The following is a 20,249-nucleotide window of genomic DNA, read 5'->3' on the forward strand; positions in this document are numbered from 1 at the left end:
CCTGTCGCGGTCATGGCGTCACAGTTCGTTGTCGATGAGGGCGAAGATCTCCTCGTCGGAGGCGGAGTCGATCTTGTCCACCATCGTGTCGGGACGGTCTGTGCCGTCCGGTGCGGCGCCGAATCTGGCCAGGCCGCTCTGCAGCACGGCGACGAGCTTGCTGCGGATGGCCTCGCCGTCGTCCTTGGCGCCGGTGAGCATGGATCCCACGCGTTCGAGCGCGCCGCGCAGTGTCTCCTCGGGAGACGGCGGCGCCGGTGCGAGGGTGCTGAACAGGAACTCGGCGAGTGAGCTGATCGTGGGGTGGTCGAAGACGAGGGTAGGCGGCAGGCGCAGGCCGGTGTCGGCGTTGAGCCGGTTGCGCAGCTCGACGGCGGTGAGGGAGTCGAAGCCGAGCTGGTTGAAGGCGCGGTCCACGCTGACCTTGTCGGGACTGCCGTGGGCGAGGACGGCTGCGACGTGGCCGCGGACTCTCTCGGTGAGCAGCCGCAGCGCCTCGTCCCTGGTGAGGGCGGCGAGGCGGATCATCAGTTCGGCCACGCCCCCGGAGTTCGTGGAGCGTCGGGGTGCGCGGACGAGTCCGCGGAGCATGACCGGCAGGTCACCCGCCTCGGCCCTGGCCCGCAACCCCGCCATGTCCCACCGCGCCGCCACCACCAACGGATCAGGACTCGACACCGCCGCGTCGAACAGCTCCAACCCCTGCTCCACACTCAGCGGCGCGACACCCGCCCGCGCCAGCCTGGCCACATCCGCCTGCGACAGGCCACCGGTCATCCCCGACTCGGTGTCCCACAACCCCCACGCCACCGACACACCCGCCAGACCCAGCCGCCTGCGATGCGCCGCCAACGCGTCCAGGAACGCGTTCGCCGCCGCGTAGTTGCCCTGCCCCGCATTACCCAGCACCCCGGCCAGCGAGGAGAACAACACGAACAACGACAACGGCCGCCCCGCCGTCAGCTCGTGCAGATACCACGCCGCATCCGCCTTCGGCGCCAGCACCGTGTCCATCCGTTCCGCGCTCAACCCCTCCACCAGCGCGTCGTCCAGCACCCCCGCGGTGTGCACCACACCCGCCAACGCCACCCGCTCCAGCAGACCGGCCAGCGCCTCACGATCGGAGACGTCACAGGCGGCCACCGCCACCCGCGCGCCCAACCCCTCCAGCTCCGCCACCAACTCGGACGCACCAGGCGCGCCAGGACCGCGACGCGAGACCAGCAACAGATCACGCACCCCATGACGCGCCACCAACCGCCGCGCCACCAACGCGCCCAGACCACCCGTGCCACCGGTCACCAGCACCGTCCCCGCCACCTCGGGCAACGGTTGTGCCTCAAGCCTGCGGCGGGCCAGCCTGGGGGCCAGCATCCTGCCGTCGCGTACGCGTACCTGCGGCTCGGCGACCGCCGCCAGCCGCCCCCAGTCGGCGTGGCCGTCCTCCACTTCGGCCAGGACGAACCTGCCAGGCTGCTCCGACTGCGCCGAGCGCACCAGCCCCCACACGGCGGCGCCCGCGGGGTCGCCCGCCCGGGTGACGAACGTCAGCCGGGACTCGGCCAGCCGCTCGTCCCTGATGGCCTCCAGCACCTGCGTGGTCAGCTGCCGCACCGCGGAGGGGACGTCGGGCCGGTCGCTCACGCACGGGATCACCACGGCCTCCGCCACTCCGTCCCCGGCCTGCGTCTCGACCCAGTCCACTCCGTAGACGGCCTGGGCGGAGCCGGCCAGCGTCCCGGACGGGACCGGCCGTACCCGGAGCGAGGCGAGGGAGAGCACGGGCCTTCCGGCCGTGTCGGCGGCCTCGACGGCGCACGCGTCCGCCTCCGCGCCGGTCAGGCGGACCCGCAGGGTGCCCGTCCCGGGCTGGAGCAGCCGCAGGCCGCGCAGCTCGAACGGCAGCCGCACCGTCGCGCTGTCCCCTGCGACGAGCAGCGGGTGGAAGGCGGCGTCGAGCAGGGCGGGGTGGATGCCGTATCCGGCGGCATCCACCTCCTCGGGCAACGCCACCTCGGCGAACAGCTCCTCCCCCCGCCGCCACACCGCGCGCAACCCCTGGAAGGCGGGCCCGTACTCGTAGCCCCGCTCGGCCAGCCGCTCGTAACCGCCCTCCACCTCCACCGGCTGGGCACCGGACGGCGGCCACACCGACGCCCACGAACCCGATCCGTCGGCAGTGCCGACGACCGGCACGGGGCCGTCCTCGCCGTCGGGGATGACCGTGGCCGACACGTGGCGGGTCCAGGCGGCGTCCTGGTCGTCGGCGGGGCGCGAGTACACGCGCACCGGCCTGGCGCCGGAGGCGTCGGCGCGCTCCACGACGACCTGGATCGCCACGCCGCCGCCGGCCGGCAGCGTGAGCGGGGCCTCGAACACCAGCTCTTCGACCAGGTCGCAGCCCGCCCGGCCGCCGGCCTCCAGGACCAGCTCGGCGAGCGCGGCCCCGGGCAGGACGACCGTGCCGGACACCGCGTGGCCGGCCAGCCATGGCGCGGCGGCGACCGACAGCCGGCCTGTCAGCACGGCCTGGCCGTCCTCGGGCAGGTCGACGGCCGCACTGAGCAGCGGATGGCCGGCCTCGCGCAGGCCCGCCGAGGCCAGGTCGGCGGCGGGTGCGGGCGGGTCGAGCCAGAAGCGCTCGCGGTCGAAGGCGTAGGTGGGCAGGTCCACGTGCCTGCCCCCGCCCGCCAGCGCGGTCCAGTCCACCTCCGCCCCCGCCGTCCACGCGCGGGCGAGGCAGTCGGCCAGCGCGTCGGGTTCGGTACGGTCGCGGCGGTGCAGGGAGACGATCGCGGCGCCCTCGCGGGTGACGCAGTCGTGCGCCATGCCGGACAGCACCGCCTGCGGCCCCACCTCCAGGAAGACGCCGACGCCCTCGTCCTCGAGCCGGGAGATCGCCGTCTGGAACAGGACGGGCCTGGTGATCTGGTCGAGCCAGTAGCGGGCGGAGGTCCACGTTCCCTCGATGCCGGTGACGGTGGCCGTGTGGGGGCGGTCGAACGTCACGCGCGCCAGCTCGGCGGCGAACGCGGACAGCATCGGCTCCATGAGCGGGGAGTGGAAGGCGTGGCTGACGGACAGCCGCCTGGTGCGCCGGCCGCGCGCCCGCCACTGCTCGGCCAGCGCCAGGCACTCCTGCTCGGCGCCGGACACGACCACGCCGGTGGGACCGTTGACGGCGGCGACGCCGACGCGCGACTCCAGCCCGGTCAGCGTCGCGGCGACCTCCTCGGCCGTCGCCTCCACCGCGACCATGGCGCCGGGTTCGCGCAGCTCCTGCATGAGGCGGCCGCGGGCGGCGATGAGGCGGGCCGCGTCCGCCAGGGACCAGACGCCGGCGGCGTACGCGGCCGCGTACTCGCCCACCGAGTGCCCTGCGACGATGTCAGGTCTCACCCCGTACGACTCCAGCAGCCGGAAGGCGGCCACCTCGAAGGCGAACAGCGCCGGTTGCGTGTAGGCGGTCTGGTTCAGCAGCTCGGCGTCGGGGCTGCCGGGCTCGGCCCACATCACCTCGCGCAGCGGTCTGTCGAGGTGGGGGTCCAGGGCGGCGCACACCTCTTCGAGGGCGGCGGCGAACGCCGGCGCGGCGGCCGCGAGCTGCCTGCCCATCCCTGCGCGCTGCCCGCCCTGTCCGGTGAACAGGAACGCGGTCCGCGGCTGCTCGGCTGCCACACCCTCGACCACCGCCGCCAGTGGCCGCGCGCCGGCGGTCGCGGCCTCCCCGTCCAGGCGGGAAGCCGCCCGGCCGTCGCCGCCGGGCGGGGGCGCCGCCGTGGGCTGGTTCGCGTACGCCGCGAGGGTGGCGGTGAGGGTGGTGTGATCGCGGGCGAGCACGACGGCGCGGTGGGGGAAGGCGGCGCGTCCTGCGAGTGTGTGCGCCACGTCGGCGGGGTCGGGCTGCTCACCCGAGGTGACGGCCGCGTGCAGCCGGGCGGCCTGGGCCCGCAGGGACCGGTCGCTGCGCGCGCTGATCGGCCAGGCGATCGGCCCCGCGAGCGGAGGCGGCGGCTCCTCGCCGAGATCGGTCGCCCTGCCCGCTTCCTGTGGGGCGGGGGGCTCCTCGAGGATGAGGTGGGCGTTGGTGCCGCTGATGCCGAACGAGGAGACGCCCGCGCGACGGGGCCGCTCACCGGCCGGCCAGGCGCGGGCTCCGGTCAGCAGCTCGGCCCGCCCCGCCGACCAGTCGACGTGCGGGGTCGGCTCGGTGACGTGCAACGTCGGCGGCAACACCCCGTGCCGCATCGCCTGCACCATCTTGATCACCCCCGCCACCCCCGCCGCCGCCTGCGTGTGACCGATGTTCGACTTCACCGACCCCACCCACACCGGCCGACCCTCCGCCCGGCCCCGCCCATACGTCGCCAGCAACGCCCCCGCCTCGATCGGATCACCCAACCGCGTCCCCGTCCCATGCGCCTCCACCGCGTCCACATCCCGCGTGTCCAGCAACGCGTCCGCCAACGCCTGCTGAATCACCCGCTCCTGCGCAGGACCACTCGGCGCCGTCAACCCGTTGCTCGCCCCGTCCTGGTTCACCGCCGACCCCCGGATCACCGCCAGCACCCGCCGCCCATGACGGACCGCCTGCGACAACCGCTCCAGCACCAGCACCCCCACCCCCTCAGCCCACGCCGCACCGTCAGCCGAAGCCGAGAACGACTTGCACCGCCCGTCGGCCGACAGCGCCCGCTGCCGGGAGAACTCCACGAAGACGTCGGGGGCGGCGATCACGGTGACGCCGCCGGCCAGCGCGAGCGTGCACTCCTGCTGGCGCAGCGCCCTGGTCGCCAGGTGGAGCGCCACCAGGGAGGAGGAGCAGGCGGTGTCGACCGTGATGGACGGCCCTTCCAGGCCGAGGGTGTAGGAGACGCGCCCGGACAGCACGCTCGGCGTGCTGGAGGTGAGCAGCGTGCCCTCGACCGACTCGGGCACCCGGTCGAGGAACCGGGTCGAGTAGAGCTCGTACATGCATCCGGCGTAGACGCCGGTACGGCTGCCGCGTAACGACCCCGGATCGATCCCCGCCCGCTCCAGCGCCTCCCAGCACGACTCCAGGAACAGCCGATGCTGCGGATCGGTCGCCAGCGCGCTACGCGGGCTCATCCCGAAGAACCCCGCGTCGAACTCCCCCGCGTCATGCACGAACCCGCCGTGCCGCACATACGACTTGCCCGACGCCTCCGGATCAGGATCGAACAACCCCTCCAGATCCCACCCACGATCGGCCGGGAACCCAGAGATCGCGTCCCCGCCCGACGCCACCAGATCCCACAACTCCTCAGGACCCGTCACCCCACCGGGGAAACGGCAGGCCATCCCGACGATCGCCACCGGCTCGTGCCAGCGGCCCTCCTCCTCGGCGAGGCGTCGGCGGGTCTCGGCCAGCTCGACGGTCACACGCTTGAGGTAGGCGCGGAGCTTCTCGTCATTCGCCACGTTCGGGCCTTTCCATAGACAGGGGGGACGTCATCGCCCGGTTGTCGATGAGGGCGAAGATCTCCTCGTCCGAAGCGGAACCGATCTCCTCGGCCCCGCTGGAGCCGGTGGGGGCGGTGGAGGGGGCGGCGGCGGCGCCGCCGATCCTGGTGAGCGCGCTCTGCAGGATGGCGACGAGCTGACCGCGGACGGCCTCCGACTCGCCGTTGGCCGCCCGCAGCGTCGACTCGGCCTGGTCCACCGCGGCGCGCAGGGCGTCCTCGGCCGACGGCGCCTCGGGCGCCAGCGCGTTGAACAGGTAGCCGGCGAGCGCGGTGACGGTCGGGTGGTCGAAGACGAGCGTGGCCGGCAGGCGGAGCCCGGCGGCGGCGTTGAGCCGGTTGCGCAGCTCGACGGCGGTGAGGGAGTCGAAGCCGAGTTCGTTGAAGGCGCGGTCCACGTCCACCTGGTCGGGGCGGCCGTGCGCGAGGACGGCGGCGACGTGTGAGCGGACCAGCTCGGTCAGGTGGGCGCGGCCGTCGGCCTCGCTCAGCCCGGCCAGCCGGTCGGTCAGCCCGCCGAGGCCTGCGGCGGCGGTCCCGGCCGCCGCCGTCGCGCGTCGGGGTGCGCGGACGAGCCCGCGGAGCATGACCGGCAGGTCACCCGCCTCGGCCCTGGCCCGCAACCCCGCCATGTCCCACCGCGCCGCCACCACCAACGGATCAGGACTCGACACCGCCGCGTCGAACAGCTCCAACCCCTGCTCCACACTCAGCGGCGCGACACCCGCCCGCGCCAGCCTGGCCACATCCGCCTGCGACAGGCCACCGGTCATCCCCGACTCGGTGTCCCACAACCCCCACGCCACCGACACACCCGCCAGACCCAGCCGCCTGCGATGCGCCGCCAACGCGTCCAGGAACGCGTTCGCCGCCGCGTAGTTGCCCTGCCCCGCATTACCCAGCACCCCGGCCAGCGAGGAGAACAACACGAACAACGACAACGGCCGCCCCGCCGTCAGCTCGTGCAGATACCACGCCGCATCCGCCTTCGGCGCCAGCACCGCGTCGAGCCGGGAGGCGGAGAGCCCTTCGAGGACGGCGTCGTCGAGCACGGCGGCGGTGTGCACCACACCGCCCAGCGGCACCCCCTCCAGCAGACCTGCCAGCGCCTCACGATCGGAGACGTCACACGCCGCCACCACCACCCGCGCGCCCAACCCCTCCAGCTCCGCCACCAACTCGGACGCACCAGGCGCGCCAGAACCGCGACGCGAGACCAGCAACAGATCCCGCACCCCATGACGCGCCACCAACCGCCGCGCCACCAACGCACCCAGACCACCCGTGCCACCGGTCACCAACACCGTCCCCGCCACCTCGGGCAACGGCTCGGCGGCGACCTCACGCCGGGTCAGGCGCGGCGCCAGCAGGTCCTGTCCCGCGGCGGTGAGCTGGGTCTCGCCGGCGGCGATCGCGGCGGCCAGCCGCTCCCAGCCGGAGAAGCCCGGGGCGATCTCAGCGAGGACGAACCGGCCAGGGTGCTCCGACTGCGCCGAGCGCACCAGCCCCCACACCGCCGCCGCCTCGGGCCCGCCGGGGCGGGTGGCGAACACCAGCCGGGACTCGGCGAACCGCTCGTCGGCCAGCCAGCCCTGTGCCAGGTCGAGCACCTCACGCAGGGCGTCGTGCGCGGCGTAGGGGAGATCGTCGGCGTCGGCGTGGACGGGAGCCAGCACCACGCCCGGGACCCGGCCTGCGCTCATGCCGGCCAGCGAGGCGAGGTCGTAGTGGCGTGGCGCCGCGATGCCCGCCCGCTCCAGGTCGGCGCCCAGTTCGTCGGCCGCCTCGTCGTAGCCGACCAGCGCCCAGTCCCCTTCACCCGTCCCGGCGCCGAGCACGGGCGGTTCAGCCCATTCGACGGTGTAGCGGGCGGCGGCGGAGGCGGGGCGGGCGGCGCTTCTCGGCAGGCGGCGCAGCGCCAGCAGGTCGACGGCGGCGATCCGGTCTCCCGCCCCGTCGAACAGGCTCAGCGCGATCCGGTCGTCTCCGAGATCCGTCACACGAGCGCGCAGCGCCTCCGCGCCGAGCGCGGCCACTCGCACCCCGCTCCAGGAGAACGGCAGCAGCAGCGCGGCAGGGTCGTCGGCCGACTCCAGCACCACCAGGTGCAGCACCGCGTCCAGCAGGGCGGGGTGCAGGACGAACCGCCCGGCGTCGGCGCGTACCTGGTCGGGCGGCGCCACCTCGACGAAGGCGTCGTCGCCCGCGCGCCAGGCGGCGCGCAGCCCCTGGAACGCGGGACCGTAGGCGTACCCCCGCTCGGCGAGCAGGTCGTAGAGCCCGTCCAGGCCGATCGGGACGCCATCGGGCGGCCAGGAAGGCAGGCGCTCGGGCGGGTCCTCGGGGGCAGGGCCGAGCAGGCCGGTGGCGTGGCGGGTCCAGGGGGCGTCGGCGTCGCCGGCAGGGCGGGCGTGGACGCCCACGGTACGGCGGCCCTGTTCGTCCTGGCCGCCCACGGTGACCTGGACGTGGACGCCACCGGCCGCGGGCAGCGGCAGCGGGGCCTCCAAGGTCAGCTCCTCGACGGCGTCGCAGCCCGCCGTGACGGCGGCCTGCAGCGCCAGCTCGACGAAGGCGGTGCCGGGCAGCAGGACGGTGCCGTCCACCGCGTGGTCGGCCAGCCACGGATCGGTACCGGCGGACAGCCGGCCGGCCAGCAGGAAGCCGCCGTCGGCCGCGAGCGGCAGCGCGGTGCCGAGCAGCGGATGGCCGGAGCCGCCGGGGCCGCCGCCAGGGCCGCCGGAGCGGCCGGGGGCGAGCCAGTGCCTGTGCCGCTCGAAGGGGTAGGCGGGCAGGCTGTCGTGGTGGCGGCCGGCGGGGCCGAGCGCGGCCGCCCAGTCCACGTCGGCGCCGAGCACCCACGCCTGGCCGAGCGCCTTGAACAGCCTCGGCAGGCCGCCGTCGTCGCGCCGCAGCGTGCCGGTGGCGCCTCCGGCGACGCCTGCGGCCGCCAGCGTGTCCACGACGTGGCCGGTGAGCACCGGGTGCGGGCTGGCCTCGACGAACACCGGCGTTCCTGCGGCCGCGACCGCCTCGATCGCCTGCTGGAAGCGGACCGGGTTGCGCAGGCTCGTGAACCAGTAGCCGGCCGTCAGCAGGCCGGTGTCGATGAACTCTCCCGCGTAGGAGGAGCAGAACGCCACCTCGGTGTCGCGGGGCCGTACTCCGTCGAGGCTGCGCAGGATCTCCTCGCGCAGGGCCTCGATGTGCGGGGTGTGGGCGGCGTAGCCGATCGCGACCCGGCGGGCCTGGACGTCGTCGCCGCAGGCGGCGGCGCACTCCTCCAGTGCGTCGGTGTCGCCCGCCACCACCGTGCTGGAAGGGCCGCTGTACACGGCCGGCCACAGGCGGCCGGCCCAGGGCCGCAGCAGTTCCTCGGCCCTGGCGGCGGGCAGCGACACGGCCAGCATGCCGCCCTTGTCGCCGAGCCTGGTCAGGGCCCGGCTGCGCAGCGCGACCACGCGCGCGGCGTCCTCCAGGGAGAGCGCCCCTGCCACGCACGCCGCGGCGATCTCGCCCTGGGAGTGGCCGACGACGGCCGCGGGGTGGACGCCGAGCGAGCGCCACAGCCCGGCCAGCGCGATCATGACGGCGAACAGCGCAGGCTGGATGACGTCCGAGCCCTCCAGCGGGGGCGCGCCGTTCCTGCCGCGCAGCACGTCCACGACCGACCATCCGGTGTACGGCCGCAGCGCGCGGTCGCACCGGCCGACCTGGTCGCGGAAGGCGGGGCTGGCGTCGAGGAGGTCCACGGCCATGCCGGCCCACTGGGAGCCCTGTCCTGGGAAGACGAACACCGGCCTGGCCTCGGCGGGCGCGGTCCCGCTGGTGACGGTGGCGTGCGGGGTCCCCGCGGCCACGGCCTCGAGCCCGGCGAGCAGCTCGTCGCGGCCGGCGGCCACCACCACGGCGCGATGCGCGAACGCGGCTCGCCTGGCCAGCGTCCGCCCGGCGTCGGCCAGCTCGGCGTCCGCGAGCCCGCCGGCGTACGCGTGCAGCCTGGCCGCCTGGGCGCGCAGCGCGGGCTCGCTCCTGGCCGACACCACCCACACCATCGGCTCTTCCGCCGGGTCGAGGACCTGCGGCGCCTGGTCAGGGCGCGCGGCGGGCGGCGGCGGGGCGGCTTCCACGATGAGGTGGGCGTTGGTGCCGCTGATGCCGAAGCTGGACACCCCTGCCCGCGGCGGCCGGTCCTGCGCCAGCTCGACCTTCCCGGTGAGCAGCCGGACCCCGGCCGAGGCCCAGTCCACGTGCGGCGTGGGGTCGGCGGCGTGCAGGGTGGGCGGCAGGGTGCGGTGTTCCAGCGCCTTCACCATCTTGATCACCCCGGCCACCCCGGCCGCCGCCTGGGTGTGGCCGATGTTGGACTTGAGCGAGCCGAGCCAGACCGGTCGTCCCGGGTCCCTGCCCTCGCCGTACACGGCGATGATCGAGTCCGCCTCGATGGGGTCGCCCAGGCGGGTGCCCGTGCCGTGCGCCTCCACGGCGTCGACCTCGGCGGCGGTGAGCCGGGCGTCGGCCAGCGCCTGCCTGATGACCTCACGTTGCGCCTGGCCGCTCGGCGCGGTGAGGCCGTTGCTGGCGCCGTCCTGGTTGACCGCGCCGCCCCGCAGCACGGCGAGGACCGGATGACCGTTGCGGCGCGCGTCGGAGAGCCGCTCCAGCACGAGCATGCCCGCGCCCTCGGCCCACCCCGTGCCGTCGGCCAGGGCGGAGAAGGCCTTGCACCGTCCGTCGGGGGCCAGGCCGCCCTGCCTGCTGAACTCCACGAACATGCCGGGCGTGGACATGACGGTCACGCCGCCCGCGAGCGCCAGCGCGCATTCCCCGCGGCGCAGCGCCCGCAGCGCCAGGATGATCGAGACGAGCGAGGACGAGCAGGCCGTGTCCGTGGTGATCGCCGGTCCGCGCAGGCCGAGCGCGTACGCGACGCGGCCGGAGACGACGCTGAGCGCGGTGCCGGTCAGCAGGTGACCGTCGGAGGCGCCGTCCGGCTGGTGCAGCCGGGGTCCGTAGTCGGGGGCCATGGCGCCGACGTAGACGCCGGTGGCCGAGCCCCGCAGGGTGGCCGGGTCGATGCCGGCGCGCTCCACGGCTTCCCAGCAGGTCTCCAGGAGCACTCGCTGCTGCGGGTCCATGGCCGTGGCCTCGCGCGGGCTGATTCCGAAGAACGCGGCGTCGAACCGGTCGGCGTCATGCAGGAACCCGCCGTACCGGGTGTCGCTGGTGCCCGAGGCGCCGGGGGCGAAGAGCGTGTCGAGGTCCCATCCGCGGTTGGCGGGGAACTCGGTGATCGCGTCGGTGCCGGTGCTGACCAGCCGCCAGAGGTCCTCGGGCGAGACGACCTCGCCGGGGTAGCGGCAGCCCATGCCGACCACCGCGATCGGGTCGTCGTCCGCCCGCTCCCGCGCGCCGCCGCCGTCCGCTTCCTCCGGCCCGCCGCCGGTGAGCAGCGCGTGCAGGTGGCCGGCCAGCCGGTCGGGCGTGGGGTGGTCGTACAGCAGTCCGGCGGGCAGCCGCAGCCCGGTGGCCGAACGCAGCCTGTCCCGCAGCTCGACGGCGGTGGCCGACTCCAGTCCGAGGTCCTTGAACGTGCGCTCAGGCTCCACGGCGGTCGCGTCGCCGTATCCGAGCAGCCGCGCCGTGGCCGCCAGCACCAGCTCGCGCAGCTCCTTCCTGGACCCGGCCGCCGGCGCGTCCGGCGTCCCCGACGGCTCCGGCGTGCCCGCCGCGTCCGCCGCTCGCGGCCGTGCGGTACGGGGCGGAGGGGCGGCCGTGGTGTGGCGGCGGCGCTGGAACGGGTAGGTGGGCAGGTCCACCAGCCGCCCGCCGGGGCAGAGCAGGGACCAGTCCACCGGCGCGCCCTGGGCGTACGCCTGGGCGAGTGACCGGGTCAGCCGCTGCGCGCCGCCCTCGCCGCGGCGCAGCGTGGCGACCACGGCCACCTCCCGGCCGGCGTCCTCCGCGCTCTCCTCCACGCCCGTGACCAGGACGGGGTGCGGGCTGCACTCCACGAACAGGGCGCAGCTCTCCAGGGCGGCCCGTACGGCCTGGCCGAAGCGGACCGGGCGGCGCAGGCTGCGATACCAGTAGGCGGCGTCGAGCCCTGCCGTGTCCATGGGCTCGCCCGTGAGCGTGGAGACGAACGCCGTCGCGCTGCTCACCGGCCGGATCGGGGCCAGCGCCGCCAGCACCTCCTCGCGCACCGCCTCGACCTCGGGCGAGTGGGAGGCGTAGTCCACAGTAATGATCTTGGTTCGGTGGCCGGGCAGCCGGGCGGCGAGCTCGGCCAGCGCCTGTCTCGGGCCGGAGACCACCAGAGAGCGTGGGCCGTTGAAGGCGGCCACGGACACGCCTTCGGGCAGGACCGGCTCGACCACGTCCAGGGGGGCGGCGACCGACATCATGCCGCCCCTGCCGGTGATGCCGGCGATGGCGCGGCTGCGCAGCGCGACGACCCTGGCGGCGTCGGGCAGGGTGAGCGCGCCGGCGACGGTGGCGGCGGCGATCTCGCCCTGGGAGTGGCCGACGACCACGTCGGGCCGCACGCCGTGCGCCCGCCACGTCTCGGCGAGCGAGACCATGACGGCCCACAGGGCGGGCTGCACCACGTCCACCCGGTCCAGGCCCGGGGCGCCGGGACGCTCCTGGAGCACGTCCATCAGGGCGTAGCCGGTGAAGGGTTCGAGCGCGCCTGCGCACTCGGCCAGCCGCGCGCCGAAGATCGGCGAGGCGGCGATCAGCTCGCGCGCCATCCCCGGCCACTGCGAGCCCTGCCCGGGGAAGACGAAGGCGTACCCGCCGCCGACGGCGCCGCCGGTGACGACGGCGTCGTGGAGTCGGCCCGCGGCCAGTGCGCGCAGCGCTTCCTGACGCGTGGCGGAGTCGGGAGCGAGCACGACGGCACGGCGCTCGAAGGCCGTCCTGCTCACGGAGAGGCTCATCGCCACGTCCACAGGGCGCGCGCCGTCGATGTCCACGCCGGCGGCAGCGTCGTGGGGCGCGGCGTGGGCGGCGGCGTGGGCGGCGGCGTGGGCGGCGGCGATCGTGGCCAGCCGGGCCGCCTGCTCGCGCACCGCCTCCTCCGTCCGCCCGGACACCACCCAGGGCGCCTCCGCCCCCGGCCCCCCGGAGTCGTGTCCCGCGGTGCCGTGTCCCGCGGTGCCGTGTCCCGCGGTGCCGTGTCCCGCGGTGCCGTGTCCCGCGGTGCCGTGTCTCGCGACGTCGTGTTCAGCGACGTCGTGTTGCGCGGTGCCGGGCGTTTCGCCTGGGGCGACCGTGGCGGTGGGAGGGGGCTCGGCGACGATCAGGTGGCAGTTCGTGCCGCCCATGCCGAAGGAGCTGACGCCCGCCACCAGACGGCCGCCCTCCGGCCAGGGGCGGGTCTCCTGCACCACCCGCAGGCGCAGGGCGTCCAGGGGAATCCGCGCGGGAGGGGTCTGGAAGTGCAGGCTGGCGGGCAGCCGGCGGTGCTTGACCGCGAGCACCACCTTGAGCAGCCCGGCGATGCCCGCCGCGCCCTCCAGGTGGCCGATGTTCGTCTTGACGGACCCGACCAGGAGCGGCTCCGTACGCCCGGCTCCGTAGGCGGCGCCGAGCGCGGCAGCCTCCACCGGGTCGCCGACCTTGGTGCCCGTGCCGTGCAGCTCGACGTAGCCCACGTCGCCCGGCGTGACCCCGGCTTCGGCGCAGGCGAGCCTGATGACCTCCTCCTGCGCCCGTGCGCTGGGCACGGTCAGCCCCTCGCCGCCGCCGTCGTTGTTGACGGCCCCGCCGAGGATCACCGCGTGCACCTGGTCGCCGTCGGCCAGCGCGTCGGCCAGCCGCTTGAGCACCACGATCGCGCCGCCCTCGCCGCGCACGTACCCGTTGGCCCGCTCGTCGAAGACGTGGCAGCGCCCGTCGGGCGACAGCGCGCCGAAGGCGCCGATGGCGGCGGTGGTCTCGGCGAGCAGGTTCAGGTTCACCCCGCCGGCCAGCGCCAGGTCGCTCTCGCCGCGCCGCAGGCTCGCCCCGGCCATCTGGACCGCGACGAGCGACGACGACTGGCCCGTGTCGAGGGTGAGGCTGGGCCCGCGCAGCCCGAGCACGTACGAGATCCGGTTGGCGATCAGCGCCCGGTTGACGCCGGTGTAGGCGTGCCGGCCGGGGCTCGCGGTCCTGTCACTCAGCGCGGCGTAGTCCTGGGAGATGGCGCCGAGGAAGACGCCGGCGGCGCTGCCGCGCAGGGCGGCGGGCAGGACGCGGGCGTTCTCCAGCGCCTCCCAGCCGAGTTCGAGCGCCAGCCGCTGGTGCGGGTCCATCGCCGCCGCCTCGTTCGGCGAGATGCCGAAGAAGGCCGCGTCGAAGCCGTCCACGTCGGCCAGGAATCCGCCCCTGCGGTACTCGGCGGCCTCCGGCCACCGGCCGGCGGGCGCGTCGGCGACCGCGTCCACGCCCTCGCGCAGCAGCCTCCAGAAACCCGCCGGATCGGCGGCCTGAGGGAGCCTGCACGCCATGCCGATGACGGCGATCGCGTCCGGCCCGCCCGTCCCGGGTCGCTGTCTCGACTCAGCCATCAATACGCCACCCCAAGCCTCGGGCGTCCATAAGACGCCGTTTATCCGAACGGCTGTGATGCATTTACCGACAGCCGGACGAGTTCGCGGCTATTGCATAGTGAATGAGACCCTAATTGCCGGTCCTCATGCGGCACACGGTCTGCGGGCGGCACCTTGTTGCCGCCATTTATTGCCATCGCCTCCGACCGGGCCGAGCCTTGACCCGGACGTCCGGGTCGGGGATGAATGACGGACGGAGAAATCCGCGGGAGGAGGGGCGCATGCCCGTCGAGTCTCCGCTCAGCCACGGCCAGCTCTTCAGCTGGCGCGAGATCGAGCGGTATCCGGAGGACTGGCTGGCCGAGGCGAACCTGCCGGCCACCTGGGATCTGCGTGGCCTGTCCACCGGGCAGGTGACGGCCGCGCTGGAGCGGCTCGTCGAGCGGCACGAGGCCCTGCGGACCACCTACCACCTGGGCGGCGACGGCCCGGTCCAGCACGTGCACGAGGTCGTGGCGCCGCCGATCGAGCGGGTCGACCGGATCGTCACCGACCCCTCGGAGCACGAGCGGACCAAGGCCGAGCTGGTGGCGCTGCCGTTCTCGATGGCGGGAGACCTCAACTGGCGCGGCCGGATGGTCAGCTCGCGGGGCGCCCCGGTGTACCTGTCGCTGACCTTCTCCCATCTGATCGTCGACCTGTGGTCGATCCACCACCTGCAGGATGAGTTCAAGGCGCTGACGTCCGGCGCGGGCGGGGTGGCGCCGGCCGGACCGCCGCCGCGCGAGCTGGCGCGGCGGCAGCGCGGGGCGGCCTGGCGGCCCCGGCAGGAGAGCGCGGAGCGTTACTGGCGGGGGGTGCTGGCCGAGGGGCTCACGGACGAGCTGCCGACGCTGCCCGCACGGGTCAAGCGGGAGCGGCTGGAGCTGACCCTGCACTCGCGGCGCCTGGGCGGCCTGGCGGCGGAGACGGCCCGCAGGCACGGCGTCACCGCCCCCGCGGTGGTGATGGCCTTCGTGGCCGCCGGTCTGGCCAGGCATCTCGGCACCGACCGGGTCACGATGAGCCTGATGTCGTCCAACCGGTTCGCCCCCGAGGATCAGCACCTCATCGGCACGATGAACCAGCTCATCCCCGTCGTCACGGAGGTGGACCGGCGGGCCACGCTCGCCGAGCACATCAGGCGCCTGCACTGGGCGGGCGCCCGGGCCTACCGTCACGGCTCCTACGACGTCGACCGGATCGCCGAGGTGGCCGGGGCCGCCGGGCGGGCGCCGGGGCACGGCTGCTGGATCAACCACCTCTTCCGGGCCTGGTTCAACTACATCCAGGTCGACAGGCGGCCGTGCGACCCGGCCGACCAGACGCCCGCCGAGCTGGCCTGGACGCCTCTGGCCCAGCCGTACGGCCAGGCCTTCCGGGTCCGGATCGAGGTGCGGGGCGGGCGCACCAGCGTGCTCATGCTGGCCGACCCCGAGGTGCTGCCGGCCCCTGCGATGATCGACATCATGCGGACGATCCCGCTGGGGATGCAGCTCGCGCTGACCGACCCCGGCCGGGCGTTGAAGGACCTGTGGAGCGCGGGCGAGGAGCTGCCGCCGGCGCTGTTCCCCTCCCACCCGCCCGAGCCGCCCGGGTAGCGGCCGGGCCATCACCGTGGAGAGCCCATGGCACGCACCCTCTACCAGTGGTTCGCCGGTTCTGCGGCACGGTTCGGCGATCGGGTCGCCCTGGAGGTCGGCGGCGAGCGGTACACCTACGCCGAGCTGGAGACGATGTCCGGGGTTCTCGCGGCGCGGATCGCGGCCACCTGCGACCGGCCTCCGGCGCGGGTGGGGCTGCACGCCGGCCGCGGCGTGCTGGCCTACGCCGGGTATCTGGCGATCCAGCGGCTGGGCGCGGCGGCGGTCCCGCTGAACCCGGCCGCGCCGGCCGCGCGCAACCGCCTGGTGGCCGCCTCCGCCCACCTCGACCTCGTGCTGTCCGACGCCTCTCATGAGCCGCCGGATCTCGCCGAGCCGTCAGGGCGCGGCCCACGCACCGTGCGGGTGGACCAGAGCGCCCTGCGGACCGGCCCGCGCACCGCCGCAGCCCTTCGGGAGGCGGGCGCCGACGACCTGGCCTATGTGCTGTTCACGTCGGGATCCACCGGCGTCCCGAAGGGGGTGCCGGTGCGCCATCGCGGCGTGGACGCCTACCTGCGGCACGTGATCCCCCGGTACGAGCTCGGCCCAGGCAGCCGCGTCTCCCAGACCTTCGACCTGACCTTCGACCTGTCGGTGTTCGACCTGTTCGCCACCTGGGGCAGCGGTGCGACGCTCGTCGTGCCCGGCCGCTACGACCTGCTCAAGCCCGTCGCGTTCGCCGCTCGGGAACGGCTGACCCACTGGTTCTCGGTGCCGTCGGTGGTGTCGGTGGCCATGCGGCTGCGTCGGCTGACGCCCGCGGCGATGCCGTCACTGCGGTGGAGCCTGTTCTGCGGGGAGCCCCTCACCCTGCGGCAGGCCGACGCCTGGCGGGTGGCCGCGCCAGGCAGCGTCCTGGAGAACCTGTACGGTCCGACGGAGCTGACGCTCAGCTGCACCGAGTACCGCCTGCCTGCCGACCGGTCCCGCTGGCCGGAGACGGTCAACGGCACGGTGCCGATCGGCCTGCCCTACCCCGGCGTCGAGCATCTGGTGCTCGACGGGGACGGGCGGCCCGCCGAGGAGGGCGAGCTGTGCCTGCGCGGCGTGCAGCGCTTCCCCGGTTACACCGATCCGGCGGCGAACGCGGGCCGGTTCGCCGCCTTCGACGGCGGCTCCGCCGTCCCCGCCGCGACGGGCGACACGGCCGCGCCCGAGCTGTGGTACCGCACCGGGGACCGGGTGGCGTGGCGCGACGGGCTCCTGGTGCACCTGGGCCGGTTGGACCAGCAGGTGAAGATCTCGGGTCACCGGGTGGAGCTGGGTGAGGTCGAGTGCGCCCTGCGCGGGCAGCCGGGGGTGCGGGAGGCGATCGTGCTGGCGGTGCCAGGGCCCGACGGCGAGGCGGAGCTGGTCGCCGCCTGCACAGGCGCGGGCCTGGACGCGATGGCGCTGGTCAAGGGCGTCACGCAGGCGCTGCCCGGATACATGGTGCCCCGCTCGGTCACGGTGCTGGCTGAGCTGCCGCTCAACGCCAACGGCAAGGTGGACCGGCGGGCTCTGGTGGGCCTGCTGGCAGGTGATCCGCGTCAGAACGATCGGGAGCTGTCCGATCCTGTCGTCATCAGCGTGGACAGCGCCCGCCACAACGAGCCGACGGTCGCGAACGTGGCCTCGTCCAGGATCTCGTCGGGCAGTTCTACCGCGTAATCGTTCTCGATGTCGACGAGCAGGCGCACCACGCCCATCGAGTCGAGGCCGAGCGCGGACAGCTCGTCGCGGGCGGTCAGTCCGCCCGCCTCGGCGTACGGCAGATGCGCGCGCAGAATGCTCTGGAACCGGTCCGGTATTTCCAGCATCGCGTTACCTCGAATCCAGCGGAGAATACTCGCCGATATCGAGGCTGCCGAATGGCCGGGCGCCGGTCAAGGCGGCGGGGAAAGGCGCACGTGGCAGCTTATCCCGGGCCGGAACCTGCCATTGAGCAGTGGTTGTGCCAGGTGCCGGAAAAGCTGATCCTCGAACGTGTCCGGGATTATGCGACAACCGCTGGGGGTGGGAACCGGTGAAATCCGCGAACCTGGGCTGGGGACAGCGCTACATGTGGCTGCGGTTCCATCAGCTGCCGCCCCGCCACCAGCGCGAGACGCACGTGGTCCTGCGCTTCGATCTGCCCGCGGGGCTCACGGTAGCCGCCTGCAGGGCGATGCTCACCTACCTCGTGCGCCGGCACGAGATCCTGCGCACCACCTTCGAGCTCGGCCCTGAGCCGGCGCAGCGGGTGCATCCGGCCGCGCCGCTACCGGTCACGGTGGCCACGACCGAGCGGGACGGCACCGCCGCGCCCGCCGACGTGGTCGAGGAGCTCACCGGCAGGCCGTTCGACCTCGCCGCCGAGTGGCCGATCCGGGCCTGCCTGATCACCTCGGGCGGCGTGCCGAGGCACTGCGTGCTGGTGTTCAACCACCTGGCCGTGGACGTGTGGACGCTCGGCGAGATCAAGAGGGAGCTGCGCGCGCAGAGCGCAGGCGCCGCCGCCCGCCGTCCCGCGGCCCTGCTCCCGGTGCGCCGTCAGCCCGCCGACCTGGCCCGTTACGAGGCGTCGGCCGACGCCGCCATCCTGGCGTCGCGGGCGATGGCGTACTGGCAGGACGAGGTGGCAGGGTTGCCCGCCGACCCGTTCGCGGCGCGGCGCGGCGCGAACGGGTCGGAGCCGCCCGCCCGGCACGCGACGCTGGTCTCACCGGCGATGTTGGGGGCCTCGCGGCGCCTGGCAGGCCGGCACGGCGTGTGGCCGTCGCTGGTGCACGTGGCCGCCTACACCGCGATGATGGCCGCCTACACCGGCCGGGACAGCGTCGCGCACCTGGCGTTCGTCAGCAACCGCGGGTCCCACCCCTGCCCGGATGTGCTGACGTGCATGTTCTCGCCGATGCTGGTGCGGGTCGGCTGCGCGGGCGACCCGTCGTTCGGCGAGCTGCTGCGCCGGGTGGCGGGCGCGTACGAGCGGGCGGGGGAGCACGCGTACGTCCCCTACGACAAGGTCGTCGAGATGGTGTCGCGGGAGGGCTCCCTTCGCGGCACGGCCGTACGGCTGGGCTCGGAGATCAACTTCATCAAGCAGCGCACCAAGGAGTACGGCGGCCGGCGCACCGCCTTCACCTGGAAGCCGGTCCCGGTGGCCTGGGCGCACCACGGCTCCGACACCTACCTGCGCGTGGACGAGTGGCGTGACGCCGTCGCCGTGGCGCTCCACGCCGCCTCGCCGGTCATGGACGCCGTCGCCGTGGAACGCTTCCTGCGCGGCATGGAGGCGCTGGTGCTCGCGCACGACGACCCCGCCACCGACCTGCCGCTGAGTGAGGCGGCCCGGCTGGCCGGGTTCGAACCGCCCCGCGGCGCGCCCGCCGCCGCCCCGATCGAGGTCTGGGACGGCGAGGCGGGCCCCCGCCGCCCGCGCGCTGGTCGACGCCGTGCGGCAGGCGCACGGCCTCGGCGACCTCGAGCTGTCCGACAGCTACACCCTCGCCGGAGGTCAGGCCCTGCGCATCCCGCAGGTGCTGGCCGAGCTCACCAGGCGCGGCTGGGAGGGCCTGACCCTCAACCAGCTCGCCGGTCCTGCGCCGCTGGGCGCGCTGGCCTCCCGGCTGGCCCCAAACCCGCGGACCGCCCCTGCCCAGAACCCCGTGAATTCGGAGTGACACCATCATGAACCACGTATCCACCGGCCCGGTGTCCAGGTCACGCCGGCTGGTCGCCTCCGAGCAGGAGCTCCGCGACGCCATAGCCCGGGAACTGCCAGGCCAGGACCTCGGCGGCCTGGTCGTCATGGGCGGCCACTTCATGCTGTTCGAGGACGAGGCGTCGGGGCGGCTGGTCCCCGGCGTCATCGAGGAGCAGGCGGACGAGACCATGCGCCGCCGCATCGCCGGTCGCGTCGGCGTCTTCCCCGGCTACACCTGGGAGCTGTCGGCCGGCCTGCTGCGCGACTACGCCGCGGCGGGGGTGGAGTCCCGGCTGCTCCTGCTCGTCAACGACTGGCAGTACGTGCCGTCGGCGGACCGGCCCGCCGGCGAGCTGCGCGCGGAGTTCTTCGAAGGGTTCACCGCGCTGCCCGCGGCCTACGAGAAGATCCTCTGCGAGGCCGGGCTGTCGGCCGCGGACGTGCTGCCGAGCAGGAAGCATCCGCTGGCCTTCCCCGAGACCTGGCTGAAGTACCGCTTCCAGAAGTCCGCCGACCGGCTGGTCAAGCAGGGCCGTCTGGAGAAGCGTTACCTCGACGGCGGGAGCGGGGACAGCGAGGTGGCCTTCCTCGACGCCGCCGGCGACTACCGCACGCTGATCAGCTGCGGCATCACCGGCTGCGCCGGCGAGATCACCGAGATGGTCGCCGAGGTGTACCGGGCCGGATACCGGGCGATCCTGATCTTCGCGCCGGGCGAGTGCCTGATGCCCGTGCAGACCGGCGTGGACATCGCCCTGAGCCTGTACGACCTTCCGGGCATGCGGGTGGTGATCGCCGACCCCGGCGGCAGCGGCGAGATGTCGCCCGAGGAGATCTACGGCAAGCTCGTCACCGTCAGCACGTTCCGGAGCTGACG

At 74.5% G+C, this 20,249-nt stretch carries 6 protein-coding genes and 1 pseudogene; 4 read left to right on the forward strand and 3 right to left on the reverse strand.

Annotated elements, in window-relative coordinates; translation table 11 throughout:
* Positions 1 to 18: 18 nt before the first annotated feature.
* Both FHR33_RS51575 and FHR33_RS49865 read right to left on the reverse strand, forming a co-directional pair.
* Entirely contained in the window at positions 19 to 5,442 is a 5,424-nt protein-coding gene (locus FHR33_RS51575; RefSeq protein WP_183644353.1) for a type I polyketide synthase, read from the reverse strand.
* Positions 5,432 to 14,041 (reverse strand): type I polyketide synthase, encoded by an 8,610-nt coding sequence (locus tag FHR33_RS49865; RefSeq protein WP_281388145.1) that lies wholly within the window; start codon positions 14,039 to 14,041, stop codon positions 5,432 to 5,434. Before FHR33_RS49865 ends, FHR33_RS51575 begins: the two co-directional genes overlap by 11 nt.
* A gap of 263 nt (positions 14,042 to 14,304) precedes the next feature.
* Between FHR33_RS49865 and FHR33_RS05425 the strand changes: the two genes are divergently transcribed.
* A complete protein-coding gene (locus FHR33_RS05425; RefSeq protein WP_183644359.1) occupies positions 14,305 to 15,663 on the forward strand; it encodes a condensation domain-containing protein in 1,359 nt (452 codons plus the stop codon).
* Positions 15,664 to 15,690: 27 nt separating this feature from the next.
* Positions 15,691 to 17,358, forward strand: coding sequence for an amino acid adenylation domain-containing protein (locus FHR33_RS05430; protein WP_183644361.1), 1,668 nt, complete (start codon positions 15,691 to 15,693; stop codon positions 17,356 to 17,358).
* Here the strand turns inward: FHR33_RS05430 and FHR33_RS52455 are convergent.
* Positions 17,355 to 17,507, reverse strand: a pseudogene (locus FHR33_RS52455) (phosphopantetheine-binding protein); the annotation flags it as partial. The gene FHR33_RS05430 and the pseudogene FHR33_RS52455 sit on opposite strands and share 4 nt — an antisense overlap.
* A 206-nt stretch (positions 17,508 to 17,713) precedes the next feature.
* Here FHR33_RS52455 and FHR33_RS05435 point away from each other — a divergent pair.
* Both FHR33_RS05435 and FHR33_RS05440 read left to right on the forward strand, forming a co-directional pair.
* Positions 17,714 to 19,360, forward strand: a complete 1,647-nt coding sequence (locus FHR33_RS05435) for a condensation domain-containing protein (protein ID WP_183644364.1) — start codon at positions 17,714 to 17,716, stop codon at positions 19,358 to 19,360.
* A complete protein-coding gene (locus FHR33_RS05440) occupies positions 19,357 to 20,247 on the forward strand; it encodes an LPD16 domain-containing protein (protein ID WP_183644367.1) in 891 nt (296 codons plus the stop codon). The genes FHR33_RS05435 and FHR33_RS05440 overlap by 4 nt, the downstream gene beginning before the upstream one ends.
* The last annotated feature ends 2 nt before the right edge of the window (positions 20,248 to 20,249 follow it).

Source organism: Nonomuraea dietziae (assembly GCF_014195505.1).
In the GTDB taxonomy this organism is placed as follows: domain Bacteria; phylum Actinomycetota; class Actinomycetes; order Streptosporangiales; family Streptosporangiaceae; genus Nonomuraea; species Nonomuraea roseola.

Excerpts from the sequence above, each read along its gene's own strand:
- FHR33_RS49865 (WP_281388145.1), bottom strand. The coding sequence starts at position 14,041 with ATGGCTGAGTCGAGACAGCGACCCGGGACGGGCGGGCCGGACGCGATC.
- FHR33_RS05425 (WP_183644359.1), top strand. The coding sequence starts at position 14,305 with ATGCCCGTCGAGTCTCCGCTCAGCCACGGCCAGCTCTTCAGCTGGCGC.
- FHR33_RS05430 (WP_183644361.1), top strand. The coding sequence starts at position 15,691 with ATGGCACGCACCCTCTACCAGTGGTTCGCCGGTTCTGCGGCACGGTTC.
- FHR33_RS05440 (WP_183644367.1), top strand. The coding sequence starts at position 19,357 with ATGAACCACGTATCCACCGGCCCGGTGTCCAGGTCACGCCGGCTGGTC.